This is a genomic window from Bacteroidia bacterium, from assembly GCA_033391075.1.
Classification (GTDB): Bacteria; Bacteroidota; Bacteroidia; order J057; family J057; genus JAWPMV01.
In genome coordinates this window covers 4,953,714-4,975,548 of sequence record JAWPMV010000001.1, presented here as the reverse complement: position 1 = coordinate 4,975,548, position 21,835 = coordinate 4,953,714, and the positions used below count along the sequence as shown (strand labels likewise).

Annotated in this window: 11 protein-coding genes; 8 read left to right on the top strand and 3 right to left on the bottom strand. The window is 43.4% G+C overall.

Annotated features, from left to right (window positions below; all coding sequences use genetic code 11):
- Positions 1 to 39: 39 nt before the first annotated feature.
- The 3 genes from R8P61_19750 (at position 40) to R8P61_19740 (ending at position 4,556) form a co-directional block, all read left to right on the top strand.
- Positions 40 to 489, top strand: a complete 450-nt coding sequence (locus R8P61_19750; protein MDW3649313.1) for a nuclear transport factor 2 family protein — start codon at positions 40 to 42, stop codon at positions 487 to 489.
- A gap of 374 nt (positions 490 to 863) precedes the next feature.
- Positions 864 to 3,242, top strand: coding sequence for a pyruvate kinase (locus R8P61_19745; protein ID MDW3649312.1), 2,379 nt, complete (start codon positions 864 to 866; stop codon positions 3,240 to 3,242).
- Positions 3,243 to 3,380: 138 nt separating this feature from the next.
- Positions 3,381 to 4,556, top strand: a complete 1,176-nt coding sequence (locus tag R8P61_19740; GenBank protein ID MDW3649311.1) for an aminopeptidase — start codon at positions 3,381 to 3,383, stop codon at positions 4,554 to 4,556.
- A gap of 20 nt (positions 4,557 to 4,576) precedes the next feature.
- Here R8P61_19740 and R8P61_19735 read toward each other — a convergent pair whose 3' ends face one another.
- Together R8P61_19735 and R8P61_19730 are read right to left on the bottom strand one after the other, a co-directional pair.
- Entirely contained in the window at positions 4,577 to 5,563 is a 987-nt protein-coding gene (locus tag R8P61_19735; protein MDW3649310.1) for a fumarylacetoacetate hydrolase family protein, read from the bottom strand.
- Complete coding sequence (locus R8P61_19730; GenBank protein ID MDW3649309.1) at positions 5,560 to 5,814, bottom strand: hypothetical protein; 255 nt, start codon at positions 5,812 to 5,814, stop codon at positions 5,560 to 5,562. Before R8P61_19730 ends, R8P61_19735 begins: the two co-directional genes overlap by 4 nt.
- 345 nt (positions 5,815 to 6,159) lie before the next feature.
- Here R8P61_19730 and R8P61_19725 point away from each other — a divergent pair, with 345 nt between their 5' ends.
- The 5 genes from R8P61_19725 to R8P61_19705 all read left to right on the top strand — a co-directional run bounded on the left by R8P61_19725 (position 6,160) and on the right by R8P61_19705 (position 19,498).
- A complete protein-coding gene (locus R8P61_19725; protein MDW3649308.1) occupies positions 6,160 to 9,345 on the top strand; it encodes a response regulator in 3,186 nt (1,061 codons plus the stop codon).
- 230 nt (positions 9,346 to 9,575) lie between these two features.
- Positions 9,576 to 10,439, top strand: a complete 864-nt coding sequence (locus R8P61_19720; protein ID MDW3649307.1) for a class I SAM-dependent methyltransferase — start codon at positions 9,576 to 9,578, stop codon at positions 10,437 to 10,439.
- 41 nt (positions 10,440 to 10,480) lie between these two features.
- Positions 10,481 to 14,677 (top strand): T9SS type A sorting domain-containing protein, encoded by a 4,197-nt coding sequence (locus R8P61_19715; GenBank protein MDW3649306.1) that lies wholly within the window; start codon positions 10,481 to 10,483, stop codon positions 14,675 to 14,677.
- A gap of 340 nt (positions 14,678 to 15,017) precedes the next feature.
- Positions 15,018 to 15,365 carry a hypothetical protein gene (locus R8P61_19710; protein MDW3649305.1) on the top strand — a complete coding sequence of 116 codons (348 nt, stop codon included), beginning with the start codon at positions 15,018 to 15,020 and terminating at the stop codon, positions 15,363 to 15,365.
- Positions 15,362 to 19,498, top strand: coding sequence for a T9SS type A sorting domain-containing protein (locus tag R8P61_19705; protein ID MDW3649304.1), 4,137 nt, complete (start codon positions 15,362 to 15,364; stop codon positions 19,496 to 19,498). Before R8P61_19710 ends, R8P61_19705 begins: the two co-directional genes overlap by 4 nt.
- A 204-nt stretch (positions 19,499 to 19,702) precedes the next feature.
- Here the strand turns inward: R8P61_19705 and R8P61_19700 are convergent, their stop codons facing one another.
- A complete protein-coding gene (locus R8P61_19700) occupies positions 19,703 to 21,817 on the bottom strand; it encodes a 3-hydroxyacyl-CoA dehydrogenase NAD-binding domain-containing protein (GenBank protein ID MDW3649303.1) in 2,115 nt (704 codons plus the stop codon).
- Positions 21,818 to 21,835: the final 18 nt, after the last annotated feature.

Below are 21,835 nucleotides of genomic sequence, written 5' to 3'. Positions count from 1 at the left end.
TTTTGTCAAGAACATTATTGATAAACAAACAATCAAAACATGAAATTGACAAGATTCGCATTTCTGATTCTGCCCCTCTTTTTAGGAAACATTGCCTTTGGACAAGGCATAAAAAAGCTCTCCAATATCCAAATCGTTGAAAGATTCTTTGAAGGGATGAACGATCCCTCCAAAATTCAGGCATCTCTGGATTTACTGACGGATGACTATGCCTTTAAAAACCCCCTGGTCGAACTCAAATCTAAACCAGAGTTCATTGCTTTGGTGGGAGAAATAGGCAAGGTGGTAACCGGAGTCAAGCTAAAACACATAGCTGAAAACGATCAGGATGAAGTCGTGGTTCTCTACGAATTTACCTCTTCCCTTCCTGGTATGGAATCCAATTTTGCTACAGAGTGGTTTTGGATAAAGGACGGCAAGATTGTCGCCTCACACATGATCTACGATACTACCGAATGGAGGAAAGTCTATGCCCAAATGGAGCGATAAGTTTTGAGCTTTCGGAAGCCGGTATGATCCTTTTTGAGGATTATGCTGGTTTTTTTTTGACCCACAGCCTCAAGCCCACCTATGAAATAAGTGTTAGTGTTTTTGGGTGTTAGTGTGTGTGTCGTTGGAATACTTATACTAACCCCACCACCTCCCCAGGCGCGTTGGCCCTGCAGAGCCCATCGGGAAAAGGGGCGGCATGAGGGGGCAGGTTCTGGGCGCTGCGATTTCTGATTCCATCTTTTTTAGAAAAAGATGGAAATATCCCTTAAATAATCCTCCCTTAAACCCATTAATAAAACTCAGATTATAAAGAGAAAATTCTATTTTATTTTCCCGTAAATTTAGGAACGTCAATACTTTAGCCTAGCCATATGCCCCAAATAAAAATAGAAGAATTCGTACAGGCGCTAAGCCTCGCAGCAGAAAAACACAAATACCAGCGAAGGGCAGGATACGATGCTTTGCCCTACATAAATCACCTGATCAAGGTCACCCAAAGCCTGATGCAAGAGGCTGATGAAAAAGACCGGGATACATTGTTGGCGGCTTTGCTCCATGACATTTTGGAGGATACCGAACTCAGTAGAGAGGAACTTGCGGAAAAATTCGGAGAAGAAGTCGCTGCTATCGTCTCGGAATTGACAGATGATATGAACCTGGACTATGAAAGACGGAAACAACTTCAAATAGAAGGATCAAAATCTTTGTCCTTGGCGGCTAAAAAGATTCGGATTACCGATAAGGCTTCAAACCTCAAGGACATATTCAGCTATCCCCTCAACTGGTCTACGGAACAGAAGCAAGCATATGTAGAGACCGCATCAAAAGTGGTAAACGAAATCAGGGGAACGGATACAGGTCTTGAGAATTTCTTCGACCAGAGCCTGAAGGAGATTCATCAGCTAGCAGCTAAGGGATCAGAAGCAGAGGAGCAAAAGCCAGGGAAACTCGATAAAATGATCGCCAAAATCGATCGTCTGATAAAGGCATGCAAAAAGGCAGAAAGTAGGGCCGAAGATGCTCTCTCAGGTATACACCCGCGCTACCAGGACAGTGCCAGGAACCTGATTTATTACCGGGAATTTCGCCAGTATGACCTACGGAAGCTCCAGGAGTCTCTGGGTAGCTTAGGCTTGTCTCGTCTGGCAAAAGCCCAGGCCCATATTCTGGCCGGTTTAAAAAATACAAGAACCATCCTCAATGCTCTACGCGAAGGAAGTCCCATACAGGAGAATAAACTGGAACTGAGTTTTAAAAAAGGCAGCAAACTCCTTCGATCCAATGCGAAAAGATTGTTGGGGAAAGCAATAGCTAGCAGAAGTACCCGCATTATGGTGACCATGCCTACCGTGGCGGCTGAAAATTATGAGCTTGTCGAGCAAATGGTGCAGGAAGGAATGGATTGTGCGCGTATAAATTGTGCTCATGATCATGCGGAGGTTTGGGAAAAAATCATCGGGAATGTGCGAAAAGCTGCCGATAGTCAGGGAAAAGTATGCAAGATCGCCATGGATCTGGCTGGTCCTAAGATCCGAACCGGGCAGTTAAAAAGCGGACCAAAAGTGCGCAAGTATCGACCGGCAAAAGATGTCCATGGCAGAATTGACCAGTCCATGGAGATTTGGATTGGGCCTGAAGCCCGGAAAGACATGCCCCATGTGCCTATTGCGCAAGAAGATGTAGCTTTTTTCAAAGATGCCGATGAGATTACTTTCTTGGATGCCCGTGCTAAAAAAAGAAAGTTTCGAATAGATAGTTGGACAGAGGAGGGATTGAAGGTTCTTCTGGAGAAAACCGTTTTCCTCGAAACCGGTTCCCACCTGTTCAAGCAAGCAAAAAGACAGGGGGAAAGTATAGCTGTTGGGGAATTGCCTTACAAAGAAGGGATCATTATGCTAAATAAAGGGGATCACCTCCGTTTAGATAAAGAAAGCCTGCCCGGAGCACCTGTTCAACTAAATAAGAAAGGTACCCTTGTCAAAGCGGCACATATTTCCTGTACAGCACCGGCTATTTTCGAGCAAGTAAAAGTAGGTGAAAAAATCCTCTTTGATGATGGTAAAATTGAAGGATTGATTGAAGAGATACATGCCGATCATTTATGGATAAGGATCACCTATGCGGCAGAAGGAGGAGGCAAGCTCAGAGAAGATAAAGGGATTAACCTGCCTGAAAGTGAACTTCGAATCAAAGGTCTGACGGATAAAGATCGGATTGACCTGCACTTTGTGGCCCGCCATGCGGATATTGTGAATTTTTCCTTTGTCAATAGCCCGGAAGATGTACAGGAACTCATAGATGCCTTGACCGCTCTTGATGCCATAAATCGCATGGGCATTATCCTGAAAATAGAAACCCAACAAGCTTTTAATCAACTAACAGAAATCCTGCTGTCTGCCATGCAAGTCAATCCGGTAGGAGTAATGATCGCTCGGGGAGACCTTGCGATAGAAACGGGTTGGTACAACATCGGCAGGATACAGGAAGAAATTCTTTCCTTCTGCCAGGCGGCTCACATTAGCGATATCTGGGCTACTCAGGTGCTTGAAGGCCTGGCTAAAAAGGGTATACCTTCCCGGGCCGAAATTACAGATGCCGTTATGGCTCAGCGGGCAGATTGCGTCATGCTCAACAAAGGGCCTTATATACTCGACGCTATACGCCTGCTCAATCAAATACTGGTTGAAATGGAATCCTTTGCGGAGAAAAACATCCCTTTTTCCCCTAAATTGGAAAAAGCCAGTAAATAAGTCCTTGATCCACAAGGCCTGGATTCCCCTAAAGAATTCCCACAATGACTTTATTCTTAGGGATTAAGCCCCTAACTTTTGAATTCATCATCTATAACTATTGCTATGCGTATTTTATGGTATATCTGCATTATTTTAATGCTACTCCCTTTTTCCAGTTGTGAACAAAAGACCTCAAGTCCATCGGAGGCCGAACAAGGTAGCAGTCTTGACATGAATAAGATCGGAAATCTTCTGATGGAAAGAATGGATGTACAAGCCGGCGAAAAGGTTTTGCTAGTGGGAATACCGGGCGCATTCGACCCTTTAATTGATCAATTGGCAAATAAAATCGCAGAGGCAGGCGGAAGCTATTTGGGAGCTTTGCATGCGGATGGGGAAACGCCTCGAAATTGGGCAAGCGAATTTACAAACTCTTGCAAGGATAAAGATAAAGCTGAACTGGCCGAAATATTCAAAAGTGTAGACCTGGGAATTATGCTGCCCGGAGCGACTCCTGCCCATCTCCCCTACAAAGTTTTGCAGGAACAATTGGACGCTGGAAGCGGGCGCACCATCCATTTTCACTGGGCAGGAGCTTACGACCTCAATGGACAGCTCTTGGATATGGATGCAGAAAAAGACCTTTTTTACCAAAATGTATTGCTGGAAACCGATTACGAGGCCCTGGCAGCAAGTCAATTGGGATTTGAAAACTCCATGCGCGGAAAGCAAATACGAGTTACAACACCTGCAGGAACGGATATCAGTTTTACGATAGGCGACCGGCCTGTCACCAAACAGGATGGAGATGCTTCTGCAGCTAGAAGCGAAAAAGCCCTCAACCTTATCGATCGCGAAATCGAATTGCCCGCGGGTGCCATACGAGTTGCTCCGATAGAGGAGAGCGTTAACGGAAGCATAGCTTTTCCTGATGCTCGCTGGAACGACAAAGAGGTTAAAGGACTGGTGATGAATTTCGAAGCGGGCAAACTTGTCGATTATGAGGCCAGTGAAGGAGAAGAGGCAGTTGAGGAGGAATTGGCAGCTGCGGGTGAAGCGGGGCGCTCTTTTCGTGAATTTGCGCTGGGCTTTAATCCCCTCCTTGCAATCCCCCAATCCGGCAATGCATGGATCCCTTATTATGGATATGGATCCGGAATCGTCCGTCTTTCCCTCGGAGACAATACAGAGCTGGGAGGCAAAGTAGGAGGAGGTTACGTACGCTGGAATTTCTTTACCGATGCCACAGTTAAGGTAGGAGAGGAAGTTTGGGTAAAGGACGGAAAGGAAGTGGAAAGCAGGGACATTCAGCTTGAAAGCTCACTTCCCTGATTTCCACGAAGAATCTGTTTCTATTCTTCAATAATCTCATTTAGGATAGGTGCAAAACCTTCGCCTCTGATTTCCACTTTGTCGCCTACTTTCAGGAAAGCAGATAAGTCGCCTCCCATTTTTAGGGACAATTTTCTGTAGCGATCAAAGCCCAATAAATTTCCCAATCGTACCAATGCGCGAGGAGTGGCGATGGCGACTCCGCCCGGCGTTCCTGTCAACACCATATCACCCGCTTTCAAAGCGGCATCCGGGTACTTTTTATGAATAAAACGAAGCATCTGCAAAGGAGTAAAAATCATGTTGTCAGTGCTTTGAGATTGCCTTTGCTCGCCATTGACATAGGTTTCTATACGAATGCAGGGTATGGAATTGGAGCTCGGCGAATTAGGGATCCAAACTTCATCGCTAAGAGGTAGAAATGCCGGATAACTTTTGGAGATGCCCCAGTATTCGTAGCGTAAGGGACTTCCTTCTCCCAGCAGTGCCAGACTACGGGCGGAAAGATCATTGGAAATGAAGTAGCCCAGTTTCGGAACAAAGTCATCGTCTTTCAATTGTTTCGTATCAATCCCTTCCAGCAAAACAAATCCCAATTCGACTTCATAATCAAGCATGGGATCAATGGATTCGAAATCGGCGGACGCTACCTGCGCTACCTCTACTTCCAATTCTCCAATTCCAGCCAGAAGCTCCTCATGCGAAGGAAGTTTTACCTGATCGCCATCACTAGCAAGGCTGATTAATTTCTTGCGAAAAATGGGTGGGATAGCATGGGGATCATACTCGGAGGCTGTTTCAATCAAGTGCTGACTGTAAGTCAGGCCCATACCATAGATTTTCTGAGTTTGTGGAAGGCTATCTCGTGAGATGAAGCTGCCTTCGCTCATTTCAAGGCAGCTAAAATTGGCAGCTTGAGGAATCTCTGACAAAGGCCGAAGGAGGTAATAAGCCAATAGGCCTGCCAGGAAACATAAGACGACAAAAATCATTTTCCAAGCTTTCATAAGGAAGGAATTAATTGAGAAAATCCAGAAGGGATATCTATATCCATGCTTTCTGCACGCCAGGCGATTTGTCCGTCCGGGCGAATTAACAGAAGGGGTACTTTATTTATTGGATATATGCTTTCCACTAAGGCAGCAAGTGAAGAACTACCTAATAAGGATTCAACATTTTTTTGCTGAATGAGGGCCAGAATCCTGACTGCTAATTTTTCTTTCTCTTTCATCCACCATACGCTAGCTTTTCCATTCATTTGCCCTTTCCGCGATCTTAGTAGTCCGAGCTCCGTTGAAGCCATTTTCGTAAAAGACTGTCTCAGCGGCTGAAAGGATTTTTGCTTTGGTTTTTTGATTCAGTCCCGGCATTAAACAAAATTGTTTAAACAAGAATGTTTAATTTTTCCCAGAGAACCTAATTCCTTGAATATTTATTCACAAACGTACGTTTTGATGGATTTTAAAATAAATTGAACAATTATTGAGAGATATTACTTATTATTTATGCAAAAAAATCTCAGTAACGATTTTTTAAAAATTGTTCTTGGAATAATACTTGAAGCCTTTACTTTCGAATAAAGACGCTTCCTGAATCAAAAAGAATGTTCAATAGAATACTTCTGAAAGCATTTTTCCTTCTGCTCATAGCCTGCTTGCTGCCGATATCTAAAGTTGATGCCCAGTTTTCGACGGCAGATTCTCTTGCTCGCCTTTTGGTAAATGAGCAGGATTTGGAGAATCGCGTGGACTTGACGGTTGGGCTCTCGAAGGCTCTTGTTCAGACAAATAGAGACAGCGCACTCAATTTGCTTGACGCATTTGTCCAGAACGAAAGAAGTTCAATACAAAGCAGAGATGATAAGAGCCAGGTAGAAATCTGGGACAAACTCGCTGATAGCTACGATTCTCAACGGAGGCCTGATAAAGCAAAAGATTTACGTTTGTGGATTTACAAACTAAGCGGAAGCCTCGAGGATCAGGAAGTGCTTGCAAATGCCATTTTCTCTCTGGGAAATAGTTACTCATTTCTTGGGAAAGCAGATTCTGCTGAATTGTATATGCAAGAGGCTTTAGAGATAGCCAAAAAACTCGACCAGGAAATCCTCTTACGAAATATCTACAATCGTCTGGGAGCAAATGCCGGGCGGTCTCGACAGTTTTCTTCCGCACTTGAATATTACAATAAAGTCCTAGAGATCAACCTCGAACTGAAAGATTCGGTCGATCTGGCGAATTCCTACATGCAACTTGGAGGGACTCATATGTTCTTAGGAGATTATCCCAGTGGGCTTGATAAGTTGCTCAGCAGCTATGAAATCCTGAAGAAACAGGACCCCAGACAACAAAAACCCATAGTGCTGGATATGTTGTCCTCCATTTATGAGACGATCCAGGACGAGGAAAATAATTTGAAATACCTTCAGCTACAGGAAGAATCTTTTGTTGAGATTTTTGGAGAAGACGATAATCCTATGCTTCCCCTTTTGAAGGGAAAAATCGCCTACCATAAAGGAGAATATTCCCGGAGCATTGAATTATTGAGAAATAGCTTGAAAATTCTATCGAATAGGCCGGGGTTTTCGGTATATGCAACGCATAGATATTTAGGTGAATCTTTCTTGAAAGAAGAAGAAGCAGACTCTTCCTTTTACCATTTTCAGAAAAGCCTGGAAGCTTCCGTGAACACTTTTAGTTCTGTTGAAAAAATGGTGGCTCATCATGGAATGGGGAAGGCTTATATGCTAAAAGGGAATCGACAAGCAGGAATCGCTGAATTTACCAAAGCCTATGGGCTCGCGGAGAAAACGGGAGTTATCCATCAGCAGCTGATTCTTTCAGAGGAATTATACAGTGGCTTAAAAACTACTAATCCGAGCTTGGCCTTGCAGTATCTTGAAAATAGCGTCCTTTTGAAGGATTCTATATTTAATCAGGAAAAGGTATTGGAAATCGGCCGCTTGGAATCTCGTTTTGCTTTTGAACAGGAAAGGCAGGCCCTTTTATTTGAACAAGAACAGGAAGCCCAAAAGCAATCGAATATTCGTACTTTGTTGATAGGCACCTCCCTATTCTTCTTACTCTTGCTGATTGTGGGTCTGGGCTACTTTCGTTCCAAGCAGCAAGCAAATAAAAAGCTGAATGCGCTGAATCAGGAGCTTAGCAGGCAAAAGGAAGTAGTGGAAGCCCAGAATGCAAAATTGAGTGAGCTGGACGAATTGAAATCTCGATTCTTTACCAATATTTCTCATGAGTTTAGAACCCCGCTGACGATCATTTCGGGTATGATTGAACAGGTAAAAAGGCAGCCTGAGCTTTGGTTGGAAAAAGGGGCTGAAATGATCAAGCAGAACAGCCAGAATCTGCTCAATTTGGTAAATCAGATTTTGGAACTTCGAAAACTGGAATCCGAGGAACTAAAACCTCAGTACATCCAGGGAGACATTATCTCCTACCTCAAATACATTTCCGAGTCCTTCGAATCTTTGGCACGAAGCCAGGGCATCAAACTTCATTTCCTTCCTGCTCAGGATCGCATAAACATGGATTATGATCCTGAAAAGATGTTGAGGATTGTTTCCAATCTTTTATCAAATGCCATCAAATTCACCGCGAATGCTGACCACGAGGATAGACATGTATACCTGCAAATCACTACAGTGGAAGCAGAAGGGAAACCCTGCTTAAAGATTAGTGTAAAGGATACGGGCGATGGCATCCTTCAGGAAAAGCTCCCCTACATTTTTGATCGATTTTACCAGGTGGATAGTTCCATTACCCGCAAAGGAGAAGGAACAGGTATTGGGCTCTCTCTTACGCGTGAGTTGGTCAGGTTGTTGAAGGGAGAAATTGAAGTTGAGAGTGAGTTTGGGAAAGGAGCCAACTTCAGGATTCTTTTGCCGATTACAGAAACAAGCCAACAGCGTACAGCAGAAATTAAAGCTTCTCCCGGCAAAATGAGTTTTGAAGAAACTCCTCAGGAAAAGGAAGAGAAAAAAAATGGACTCATAATGGCGGCAAGCCAGGACGAATCTTTGCCTTTGTTATTAATAGTTGAGGATAATCCGGAAGTACGGCAATACCTGGTAGCCTGCCTGCAGGAAGACTATCGTTTGCTCTTAGCCGAAAATGGGCAGGAAGGAATCGATAAAGCGATTGAGCAGGTGCCGGATTTGATAGTCAGTGATGTGATGATGCCTGAGAAGGACGGTTACCAACTGTGCAATAGCTTGAAACAGGATGAGCGGACAAGTCATATTCCGATAATCCTCTTGACAGCCAAAGCGGATACAGAATCCAAAATCGAAGGCTTGCGCAAAGGGGCGGATGCCTACCTGGCCAAACCTTTTGAAAGGAGAGAGCTTCTGATCCGTCTGCAAAAACTCTTCGAACTCAGGCAAAAGTTGCAAATCCGTTTTCTCAAATTAAATCCACATGAATTCCAGTTGGATGATGATTCCTTACAGCTTGAGAATGAGTTTATGTCAAGGGTGAATGAAGTCATTTTGGAGTTTATGGAAGATGAAGAATTTGGGACAGCTAGCCTTGCGCATAAATTGGGCATGAGTCGGGCACAGGTCCACAATAAGATCAAAGCCCTGACGGGACAGCCGACTTCTCATATCATCCGAAAAATTCGTTTGCATAAGGCTCGCCATTTGCTGGAAACTACTCAGCTGAATATCTCCGAAATTGCTTTCCAGGTAGGCTTTAAAAACCATACCTATTTCTCTCGCCTCTTCAATGAAGAGTTTAAATCCAGTCCATCCCAGCTACGAACCCAAAATTAAACACCTCTTTTATTACATTCTTATTGAAATCTTACACAACATTCATTTGACATGTAAGTATTTGTTTTTGAGCGCGTTAACTTAATTGTTGAACAATAAGTACAGCATTTTTTTCCTTCCCTGAACAATAGGTACAGCATTTAGAACAATAAGAAAAAGGCTTAAACATCCTTCTCGGCACTTTTGCATAACAGCGATTCTAAAAGAATAGCTGCAAATGCGAAAAATAAATGAAAGAAGGTCTCAATAAAGGAATACATGCATTGGGTTTATCCCAGAAATGGCATAGGCAGAACTACGGACTGATTGGGAATGCTGCAAATCGCAAGCGTTTGCAAATATTGGAAGAGCTTCTGCTTGAGCCGACTTTCCATCTAGTAAAGGAGGAGATAACTAGTAGAAAAAAAGACTCACTCCGACTACTCCACTGGAACTGCGGGCTAGGAGAACTAAGCTTAAAAATTGCCGATAAATTTAGGGGCAAGCTGGAAGTGGTTGGGATCGATAGCAACCTCAATAATTTGGAAATTGCCAGGCAGCATGTAAAGGGAAAAGAAGGAGATAACCTGACTTTCCATTCTATGCATAAGTTATCTTCCGCTGAGCTTTTCCAATTTGATATTGTCTTTGGGCAATTTCTTCTCTCCACTCATTCTGAATCACAAGCCCTCTTAAGAAAGTGCAAAGAATACCTCAAAAAAGGAGGCTGCCTGATCATGCAGGAAATGAACTTTTCTCAATTTCACTGCTATCCTACTTCCTTTGCGTTCGGGCAGTTCCAGGAGCTATACCAAAGCAGTATGAAACTTCAGGGCCTTGATCCGGCAATCGGCAGCCGGATGAATACTTTACTGGAAGAGCTTGGCTTTACCGTCTTAAAGGCTGAAGTAATACCCCCGATTTTTCTCGCACCTCACCACAAACAGCTGGTCTCGGTATGCCTGGAATCGATAGGACAAAGCATCCTTAATCAAAAGCTGAGCATACCCGCAGAACTTCATGCCCTCGTATGTGAGCTTCAAAACTTTGAACAGAAATGTAATACGATGATTGGCTTGCCGGCTATCTATCAGTCGGTGGCCCAGTCATCCTAATATTATTTATACCTAAAAACATCATTAATTCTTCAACGAACATGAAATATCGGACATCTGTTAAATTTTTCACCCTCCATTTACTTCTTTTTCTGGCCTGTTTAAGTATGATGCCGCAAGGCTTGCTGGCAGCCACCATAACCTGGACCGGGGCTACTGATGAGCTCTGGGAAAGAGGCTCCAATTGGTCGGGCGGATCCGTTCCGGGATCTGGAGATGATGTTGTCATTCCCTCCGTAGGGAATGGAAATTATCCTGAGATTAGTGATACCCGCAACGCGAAATCGGTTGTTATTAGAAGCGGCGCTGATTTGGTTATCCTGAATGCGGGCAGGCTAAACATTAATGGAGCAAGTGGGAATGGATTGGATGTGAGTGGAAGCTTTACAAATGCAGGCTTGCTTTACATCAACAATGTTGGAGGATCGGGCATTGATTTAAATACCAATGGAACCAATGTGACCTTAAGGGGGAAAACCTACATCGGAAATACGGGTAACATTGGTAATCACGGAATATTTATAAATCGAGGGAGTTTAACCATTCGTGATTATAATGACGCTTTATATGTTGGCACCACCATCCTTACCATAGATAGAACCGCTGATTTGGGTATCTATAACTTTGGGGGGAGTGTAGATATAGACGAAGTAAGTGCAGGCCTTTTTAGCTCGCGGACTACTGTTACAATTGGAGGAGCAGGTTCAAGCTCGATCGGAGAGATAGGAGTCTTGAATGCTGCAAACTTTGATTTAAGTGATGGAACCTTAAATGTAAGAGATGCTGCTAGTGGGAATGCGGGAGTTGTCAACCGTTTTATTAATACTTCTTCTCCCAGATTCAGAGTCTTGTCAGGAGCGACCTTAAACATTGGAAGCAGTGGCAATCAGCTCCCTCAGATGGGGATGCTTAATCAAGACGAATTAATCGTTAATGGGAACTTGAACATAGAAAATACTGCTTCCTACGGATTGAATAATTACGATAAAATAACCGTAGGAGGGAGTGGGAGAATCACTATCTCGGACATTGATGATGATGGGATTTTGAATTATGAAGAGATCATCAACAACGGAACGATTAATCTGGGAGCAACCTCTAAACCTATTGAGTTAAATGGCATCAGAAATGAAAGACTGAGCGGAACAAATACCCTCGTTTCTTTTACCAATAACGGGACCCTCAATATGAAGTACGCCCTGGATAATGGAATCCAGAACTCGAATACAGCAGACTTTACCAATACCGGTAATCTGAATATAGGGGAAATTGAAATCGGCCTCAGGGGGATTCTGAATCAAGACAACGGATCGGCTTTTGTAAATAATGGGGGTACCATTCGGGTTGATAATTGTGGTAGTCAGGGGGCAGTTTTTAACAACCTGGAAAGAACAGCTATTATTGTAGAAAATGCCTCCAGTTTTACCAATCAGGGGGGAGGTGTTCTTGAGCTGGGACAGGGCGACGGTAATATATTAGGGCTAGGTGTATTTGTATTGGGCACCAATGCTGTCTTCAACAATTCAAATGGACAGATTAAAGTGGACCAGGTGGGTTTCTCTGCCATCGCTGTTGAGGTTGGAAATGCTCGGTTTAGCAATGCAGCAAATGGGGAGCTTATCATCGGTCAAGCTGCAGGAAGTGTAGGGAGAGATGGCATTAGTATATCAGGTTCATCCTGCCTTCTTGAAAATGAAGGGATGATAAAAATCGATGAATGCTCGGACAATGGAATTTTTGCAGACGGCCCCTTTCTGAATAAAGGAACAGGGAAAGTATGGATTGGTCAGAATACAGGCAATATCAGTGAATATGGGCTATTCGTTCAGGACGGTGTTTCTTTTACTAACCAGGGAAATTCAGAGCTCTTAATCGATAATGTAGGAAATGATGGGATTTACTTAAACCGATTTAATCCTTCCTTTATCAATCAGGGCAATGCAAAAACCATCATCGGGAAAAACGGACCCATCGGAGGAGCGACCCATGCAGCTATTGAATCCAATAACAGTACTTTTCAAAATATTGGCTGTGCGGAATTGAGAATCTACGACTTCATCAAGAATACGGGAAGCTTTACTAATGCAGGATATTTGGCCATAAACACCGCCAATGCCCATACAAATTCCGGGACCATCACCAATAATGGGGTATTGCAATACAGCCAGACCAATCCCATTCCCGGCCTGGTCAACAACGATATGCTGATTTTTCTGAATAATTCAGGTGCTTGTACCCTCACCAATGTTTTTCAAACGGGCGCTGCCAATAATTTCAGTAGGAACGGAAATACCTGGTATGCAGACGAAGCGCTTAGCGTAGCTGCAGGAACCTACAATCCTACCAACAATAACTTTAGCTTATCCAATTACCCGGAAGGTTCTTACCTCTTTTTCGAAGTCAGTGGAAATAGCTGCACCTTCCTGATTCAGTTGGAGTATGAGCTGGCTGTTCCCAATTCCGGTAGCCTGACCTGGACGGGTGAAAGCTCTGCAGCATGGAACGAGGCTTGCAACTGGTTGCCGATAAAAGTACCTGCATCTGGAGACAAAGTCATCATTCCCGTTTCTACTACTTATCCCCTGATCTCGAATGGAGTTTCTTCTACGATTGAGTCCCTCGACATTGATCCCAATGCACAGTTGAGCATCAATTATGGTGGAGTATTGAATATAGATGGAGCATTAGGAGTTGGTGCCAGAATTGAAGGGGTCTTGAATAATAGTGGAACCTTGTCCATCGATAACACCACGGGTCCTGGAATCTTCCTTTCAGGTTCTACGGCCAAACTTATTTCCAATGGAGATGTCCTGATCGGGCAAAATGGGAGTGCATTAAACATTGGAAATCATGGAATTGCGCTTGGAGGTTTCTCCGAGCTTAGGTTTACAGATGATGGGACAGATGATACGCCTACTTTATTGATTGACAATTGCAGCCAGCGTGGAATTACAGTGGATGGAGGAAATCTGAATATCAATGATGTATCCTCTGCAGCTGAAATTGTAATCCGGATAGGTGCATTGGGAGTCAATTCCATTAGTGGAAACGGTATCCATTTAAGCAGTATATCAAACCTTAACAATGATGGAGGCGAAATCTACATCGATCATGTGGCTACCGGCTTACGCCTGAATACCATTACCACCAGTTTTTCCAACACCAATGGAGGTAAATTAGAAATCGGAGGCTCGGGAAATACCATTTCTCAAAACGGTATCTTCACAGCTGGGAGCCTTAACAATACATCTGGAGAAATCATTATTTCCAATACCAATTTTCCTGCCCTGTACAGAAGTTCTAATACAATAAGTAATTCAGGAGGGACTATGCGGATAAACGGAAGACTCTTTGGAATTACAAGTCTTGACGGAACCATCGCCCCTGGCAATTCTCCTGGTAAATTGGAATCACCCAATAATCTCAACATTTCTTCTGCTACCCTGGAGATCGAAATTGACGGAACAACACAGGGAGTAGATTATGACTGGCTTGATGTTACCGGAACCGCTACTCTTGGAGGGACCTTAAAACCCGTGATCAACTTTGTCCCAACTACTGGGGATCGCATCGTATTCCTTACAGCTACAACCATTAGCGGTACATTTAGTTCAACCAATCCTGCGCTTCCTGCTGGTTGGGGATTGGATTACTCAATTCCGGGAGAAGTATCCCTGCTCTACAATCCTGCCATCTTCCCCGTAGAATTTCTGGAATTTGAGGCCAAAATTGTAGGACAAAGCTCGCAGCTGAATTGGGCAACAGCTAAGGAACTGAACAATGATGGATTTGAAGTTGAACACAGGACCGAAAGCAGCGACTGGGGAAAGATCGGATTTGTAAAAGGTCTGGGTACTACCGACCAAATCAGTAGCTACGAGTACCAGCACGCAGACCCTCAAAAAGGCATGAATTACTACCGCCTGAAGCAAATTGATCTTGATGGTAATTTTGAATACTCTCCCTCAATCGAACTAAACTTCTCTCCAATTGGAGTGGGATTGATCCTCTATCCTAATCCGGCTTCTGAACGAGTAAATATTAAGCTTTTGGATTCATTTTCCAGAGGGAAATTGCAAGTCTTTGATCTTAAGGGGCAGCTCGTATTCCAAACCGTATTGGACAAGAATCAATCCAGTACTTCTTTGGAAACTCAGACTTGGGGTGCTGGTGCTTACCAGTTGCTGCTACAACTCGACAACAAATTATATTCAAGGAAATTCTTGATTTCTCAGTAAGCAAATTTATGTGAATTGAGATTTTTATGTGCGTAATCGCGGGGGAAGCTTAGCTTTCTCTGCGGTTTTTTGTTTTACTCCTTGCGATTCTTTGATTCGGATATTTAAATCCACAAACCTTTCCTCTTTTATTTGCTTGCCTAACATGAAAATATTAATGAACATGTAAATCATTGATTATCAGCAATTAAATATGTGAGGCCGAACAATAGGTAAAGGATTTCTCAGGAATTGGGAACAATAGGTACAGAAATAAGATCAATAGGTAAAGAGCTATGGGCTTTCCCTTATCAAATTTGTGTAAAGCTTCTTTAACAAGAAGAACCTTACTCAAAACCAGATGCGTAAAGACCCTAAAAATGAATACATAAAAGAAGGAATTTCTCCCTCCTGGCGGGAGTTTTTAGGCTTCATTTTTAGCCAGGACTATTATAGGATCATCCATCAAGCCTACCTTTCTGTTTTCAAAACCACTGCATTAAACCTTCATCCGGCCTGCCCCAATGGCCCAGACCTTATTTTACCTTCTGCTGCCAATCCCACCCTGCAGCTTCCACTACAATCCAAACTCAAATTTTTAAAGAAGAAGAAAGTCCTCAAGCTCAATGCTATGCAGGCGAGCCAATCTCGAAACCACAATTATCTATCATTAAAAATTGAGTTTTCCATTAAAGCAATACAAGAATGAAACATTGTACATCTGTAATCACGCTACGTTTATTTTCTACTTTTTGCCTGAGTCTTTTGCTCTTCTTCCCGACAGGTCTTGAAGCTGCAACAAGAACCTGGCTCGGAACCACAGACGAACTATGGGAAAGAGCTTCAAACTGGTCGGGTAATGCAGTTCCCGGAGCCACTGATGATGTCGTTATCCCTACTGTAGGCTCAGGCCGCTATCCTGAAATCGGGGATACACGCAGCGCTAAATCTGTTACCATCCAGAGTGGAGCCAGTTTGGAAATCGTCATTGGAGGCACCTTAAATATCAGTGGAGCAGGTGGAGATGGGATGTATATATTAGGAAACTTTACCAATAAAGGAGACCTCTATATCAACAATGTGGGTGGGGATGGTATCCACATTAACGACAATGCAGCTAATGTACTGCTCAGATCAAAGACCTATATAGGAAATAGTGGAAACATCGGTGCACATGGAATCTATATACAAAAAGGTAGCCTGAATGTCGAAGATATCAATGACGGAGATTTTAGAGGGCTTACCTTACTTAACATAGACAATACAGCGAATAATGGAATCTATAATTTTGGGGGTAGTTTAAAATTTGATGAAGTAAATTCAGGTTTGTTCACCTCACGTACGACCGTAAATATCGGGACAGCCAGTTCTACTTCTATTGATACAGCAGGCATCCTGAATGCAGCGAGTTTTGAACTTGAAGATGGAACGGTAAATGTACTAGATGCGGGCGGCACAAATCCAGGAGTTGTTCACCGCTTTATTTTAACCGCATCTCCTTTATTCCGAATCCAAAGTAGAGGAACCTTAAACATTGGGGGAAGCAGTAATAAGCTCCCTGGTATGGGCTTGCTAAATGAAGATGACCTCATCGTCAGTGGAAAGCTCAATATAGAAAACACAACTAGCCATGCTTTGTATAATCGTGTAACGACTACCGTAGGAGGCAGTGCTATCATTACGATTGTCAATGCAGATGGACACGGGATTTATAATTATGATGATTTCACCAACAATGGAACCATCAACCTGGGAGCCAGTTCCAAGCCCGTTGATCTTGACGGAATCCGAAACGAAAGACTGAGCGGAACAAATGATGATGTTGATTTCATTAATAATGGGACTGTAAATATCAAGAACGTACTTGACAATGGAATCCGCAACATGCAAACCGCCGATTTCACCAATACGGGTACCATCACGATAGGCGAAATTCAGATTGGATTGTCAGGCATAATAAATGATGATAATGGTTCTGCCTTTGTCAATGATGGAGGAAGAATCAGGATAAATTTTGTGGGTGCACAAGCGGGGAGTTCGGCTTTGGATAAGATAGCTATTAGAGTCGAAGATCTGGGCTCATTTAATAATCTGGGAGGAGGCATCATTGAGATAGGGCAAGGGGTAGGAAGCATTCCCGGAACAGGGATTTTTGTGCGAAACAACAATACCGTCTTCAATAATACGGATGGACAAATAAAAATAGACAAGGTAGGCTCTGCAGCTATTGCAATGGAATTGGGAGGTCCGAAGGTCAACAATCGGGCGAATGGAGAAATATTGATTGGACAAGGGATAGGTAATGTCGGTGGAAATGGAATCAGTATGGTTGCGTTTACAGGTGGAATAACGAATGAGGGGACCATAAAAATTGATAATTGTGGAGATAACGGATTGTTCATGACTGGAGATGTTGACAATCAGGGTTCAGGAGAATTAATAATTGGGCAGAATGGCGGAAATATTACCAATGCAGGAATAAGCATTGTTGCCGGAGCTGCTTTTACCAATAAAGGAGACGGAAAAGTCAGAGTTGATAATGTAGGTGGGGCCTCGATTGATGCTAGTAGTAGTACCGTAAATAATGAAGCTTGTGCGAGCATGAAATTATATGATCGCATCAATAAGTCAGGCGGGAGCTTTCTCAATGAAGGATACCTGATGCTTAAGACCAGCAATCCGCATACGGTATCTGGGGGCCTTGTAAACAATGGCATTTTGCAATATGGGTTAGTAAACCCCATTCCGGGCCTAACCAACAATGACCTGTTGATCCATGTCCTAGCTAGCGGAGTTTGTGCGCTGAGTCCTGTATTTGAAGAAGGAGCTGCCAATGACTTCGATCCCCTAAGCAATGGAACCACTTGGTATTTGGAGGAAAGTCTGAGTACAGCCGTCGGGACCTATGATGCAGCCACCAACAGCTTCAACTTTGACCTGACCAACTTTCCCACAAATCAAGAAAATATCTATTTCAAGATATCAGGAAATGGATGTACGCATCTGATCGATATTGAATATAACCCCTATTCTTATAGCCCAGTTATCCCGAATCGAGGAAAGCTTACCTGGACGGGCGAAAGTACTACTGCCTGGGAAAACCCTTGTAATTGGTTGCCAGTAAGAGTACCCACAACATCAGATGATATTATCATACCAACTTCAACCAGCTATCCTGTCATTGCGAATGGAATTGTAGCTGAGGGAAAGTCTTTGGTCATGGAAACGGATACCCGATTAACCATCGATTTTGGAGGATCTCTAGCCTTGGATGGTGCGAGTGGAATAGGGGCAGATATTGATGGAAGATTGACCAACAATGGAACCTTCTCTGTAGACAATACTGGCAGCTATGGTATTATCCTGGCTTCAAGGTCTGCAGATTTTCTCAGTAGAGGCGATGTACTCATCGGTCAAAGTGGGCCGATAGGAGATGCTGGAATAAGACTTGAAGGGCAGGGGAATTTTACCATAAATGATAATGGTTCAGGAACAACAGATCTGGACCCTACATTACTCATAGATAACACCAATTCTCATGGGATCAGTTCAAATTTCGGACAATTACAGTTCAAAGGCATAACCTCATCGACTGTTCAGATTATTGTTCGTATTGGAGCCCTGGGAACAAACTCGATTAATGGATCTGCGATACTCTTGTCTAATGGCGCCTATACGGAAATCAGGGGGACAGAGGTGTATATAGATAATGCCCTAAATGGATTGCAGCATAATTCAGGGACCTTTTTCTATGATTTTAACTCTTATTTGGAAGTTGGAGGAAGCGGAAATACGATTCCGGGAGTCGGAGTCAGTAATAATTCGATTTTCAACTTTACAAATGGAATAATTAAGGTATCAAATACAGGCTCATCTGCCATAAGAGGTAATAATAGATTTAATACCAATCCGGGAAGTATACTGCAAATAGAAGGGGAGATTGCAAATGTTACTTCCATAACAGGACTTCTCTCCCCCGGATCCTCTCCTGGCATAGTTACAACAGACGGCGATCTGAATATTATAAATGCCACCCTCGAGATTGAGATAGATGGGACAAGGCAGGGAGTAGATTATGATTGGCTGGATGTAGGGGGAATTGCAAACCTGGGTTCAGGTACAGGAGGAACCCTAAAGCCCGTCATTAATTATGTGCCCACTACGGGAGACCGTATTACCTTTCTCACAGCAACAACAATCACGGGCACCTTTAATACAATCGATCCGCTTCTTCCAGCTGGATGGGGGCTCGATTATTCTATTCCCGGAGAGGTATCTCTTCTCTTTGATCCAACGATCTTTCCTGTTGAGTTCTTAGAGTTTAAGGCTGAGGTATTAGGACAATCAACTCTTTTGAATTGGGCCACTGCATTCGAGCTCAACAATGATGGATTTGAGATTGAACATAGTAGTGAAGGAAGTCTTTGGGGAAAGATTGGCTTTGTCTCAGGTGTTGGGACTTCAGATGAAGTAAATACTTATGAGTTCAGACATCTCGAGCCTCAGCCAGGAAGCAATTACTATCGATTAAAGCAAATAGATTTCGATGGCAACTATGAATATTCAAAAGTCCTGGAAGTCAATGTTACTCCTTTCGCTCAAGGAATAAGCCTTTACCCTAATCCCGCTTCAGATCGGCTAACTATCGAATTGCTGCGGTCCTTTACAAGGGGGGAACTTCAGGTATTCGACCTGAAAGGGCAACTCATTTATCAGTCAAGCTTAGACGAAAATCAGGCAAGTATGAGCCTGCAAACACAGAATTGGGCCTCTGGCGCATATCAGCTAATTATTCAAGTTGATAACAGTCTCTACACAAGCAAATTCATGCTCGCCAGGTGATAGTTAAACTAAATTGAGAGTAAATATGCGCTATCGCAGGGGAAGCATTGCTTTCTCTGCGATTTTTTAATTAAAAATTCGCGCGCTCATCTCGAAGTTTGGATGTGCGTTGGGGCGCGCGCTGAGAGATCGTGTATTATTTATAGCTCTCCAAATACAAGGTCCCTCGACTTCGCTCGGGATGACAACTCATTTGATTAAGCCCTACCCATGAAACGAGCTTCCCTTCTCGGCCATCTCCACCAAAGTTTTCGCAGGACTAAAACGTGCTCCGTATTTGGCTTCAAGTGATTTCATAGTATCTACCACTTCTTTTATTCCCCAATGATCCATCGCTCTAAACGGCCCTCCGGTGAAAGGAGGGAAACCAATACCGAAAACGGCTCCTAAATCTCCATCTTTTGGTTCGGATATAATGCCTTCTTCCAAACAAAGCACAGCTTCATTGAGCATAAGCATCAAAGCTCTATCCTGAACCTCTTTTCGATCCAGGCTTTGTTTTCCATTGCCTTTGAAGTAGGCATATGCTGCCGGATCAACTCCCTGCTTCTTGCCCTTTTCATTGTATTTGAAAAAGCCCTGTTTATTCTTGCGACCCAATCTGCCATCTGCCACCATTTTGATAACAGATTCAGATATTTCGAAGCCGGGTCGATCTTGGATGAATGCTCTGGAGCTTTCCGTGACATGAGCTGCAATATCCAATCCTACCTGATCTAAAACTGTAATAGGTCCTACCGGGAATCCTTTCTTTTTGAGTGCTCTATCCACATCTTCTATGGCTATTCCTTCTTCCAGCATCAACAAACATTCATTGGTATAGGGAGCCAGAATCCGATTGACATAGAATAAAGGACCGTCATTGACGACTATACAGGTTTTTCCTTGCTTCAAACCTATCGCATAACAAGTGGCCAGTACATCTTCCGCCGTTTTATCTGTCTTCACAATCTCCAGCAAAGGCATTTTGGGAACCGGAGAGAAATAATGCATGCCGATGACGTTTTCCGGCTTTTTGGCATGTGAAGCCATTTCTACTACAGAAAGAGAAGAGGTATTGGTAGCAATGATGACTTCTTCTTTGCCATGCTTCTGAATATCATCGATGATAATTTTCTTCAGAGACATCTTTTCCAATACAGCTTCTATCACAATATCTGCATGTTCGAAATTCTCATAGGTCAACTGACCGCTCAGGCGATTCATTTGAATTTCTCCCTCATTCTTGCTGATAGATTTGAATTTGACTCGTTTTTTGATGCCTTTCCAGATTTGCTTAAAGGCATCATTGATCATTTCCTGCTTGATGTCTTTGAGGAGAACATTGATTCCGTTTTTAACGGTAATTTCTGCGATACCTGCTCCCATAAATCCCGCTCCTATCATGGCCAGGGTATCGACTTCCCGTGCTCCCTGATAAGGATTCTTTTTGTTGTCGGTAGTGAGGAAAAATAGCGAGCGTAAGGCTGCACTTTCCGGAGTCAGCATTAAGCGCTCAAAGTGTTCCAACTCTTTTTCATAGCCGGCTTTGAGGCCTTTTTTATAGCCGGTTTCTACACAATCGATAATAGCGGGTATAGCAGGATAATTCCCCTGAGATTGTTTGAGTGCCATCTTTTTAGCCTGACTAAAAAGAATGCCTCTCCCTAGTGAGCTTTCGAGGATTTTTTCGGTGAATGAAAGTCTGGACTTGCGTTCGATGGGCTTTTTTGCGTAACGCTTCGCCATCTTTATAGCCGCTTGCAGGAGCTTACCCTCATCTGTTAGTTCATCTACCAATCCCCACTTCCTGGCGCGATAGGGATCAATATTTTTCCCCGTAAGCGCCATATCCAGCCCTTTCTGAATCCCAATTAATCTAGGCAATCTTTGGGTTCCTCCTCCTCCAGGCAATATCCCTAACTGAACCTCAGGTACGCCCAATTTGGTGCGAGAAGAACGACTGGCTATACGGGCATGACTAGCGAGTGCCATTTCCAGACCCAATCCCAGGCAGGCACCATTGATAGCTGCTATAGTAGGCTTATGATAGTTCTCGATCCAGTCCAGCGATTTATGTCCTTCTGCCTGGAAGGGACGGAAGTCTCCTTCTTTCTCAATAGAGAAAGATTTGATGTCGGCTCCGGCAACAAAATCCGACTTGCGACTGATCAAAACGTGAGCTTTAACTCCATCCAGAGCTTCGAGTTTTCCTTGTAGTTGTCCAAATATCTGTATGACCTCGGGAGAGACGATGTTCATACTTTCCAATTGATGATCCAGCCATATGATGGCAACTTCATCTTGAATCTCTATGCTGATAAAATCTTCAAATTTCATGTGGTTCTGATTAAAGCA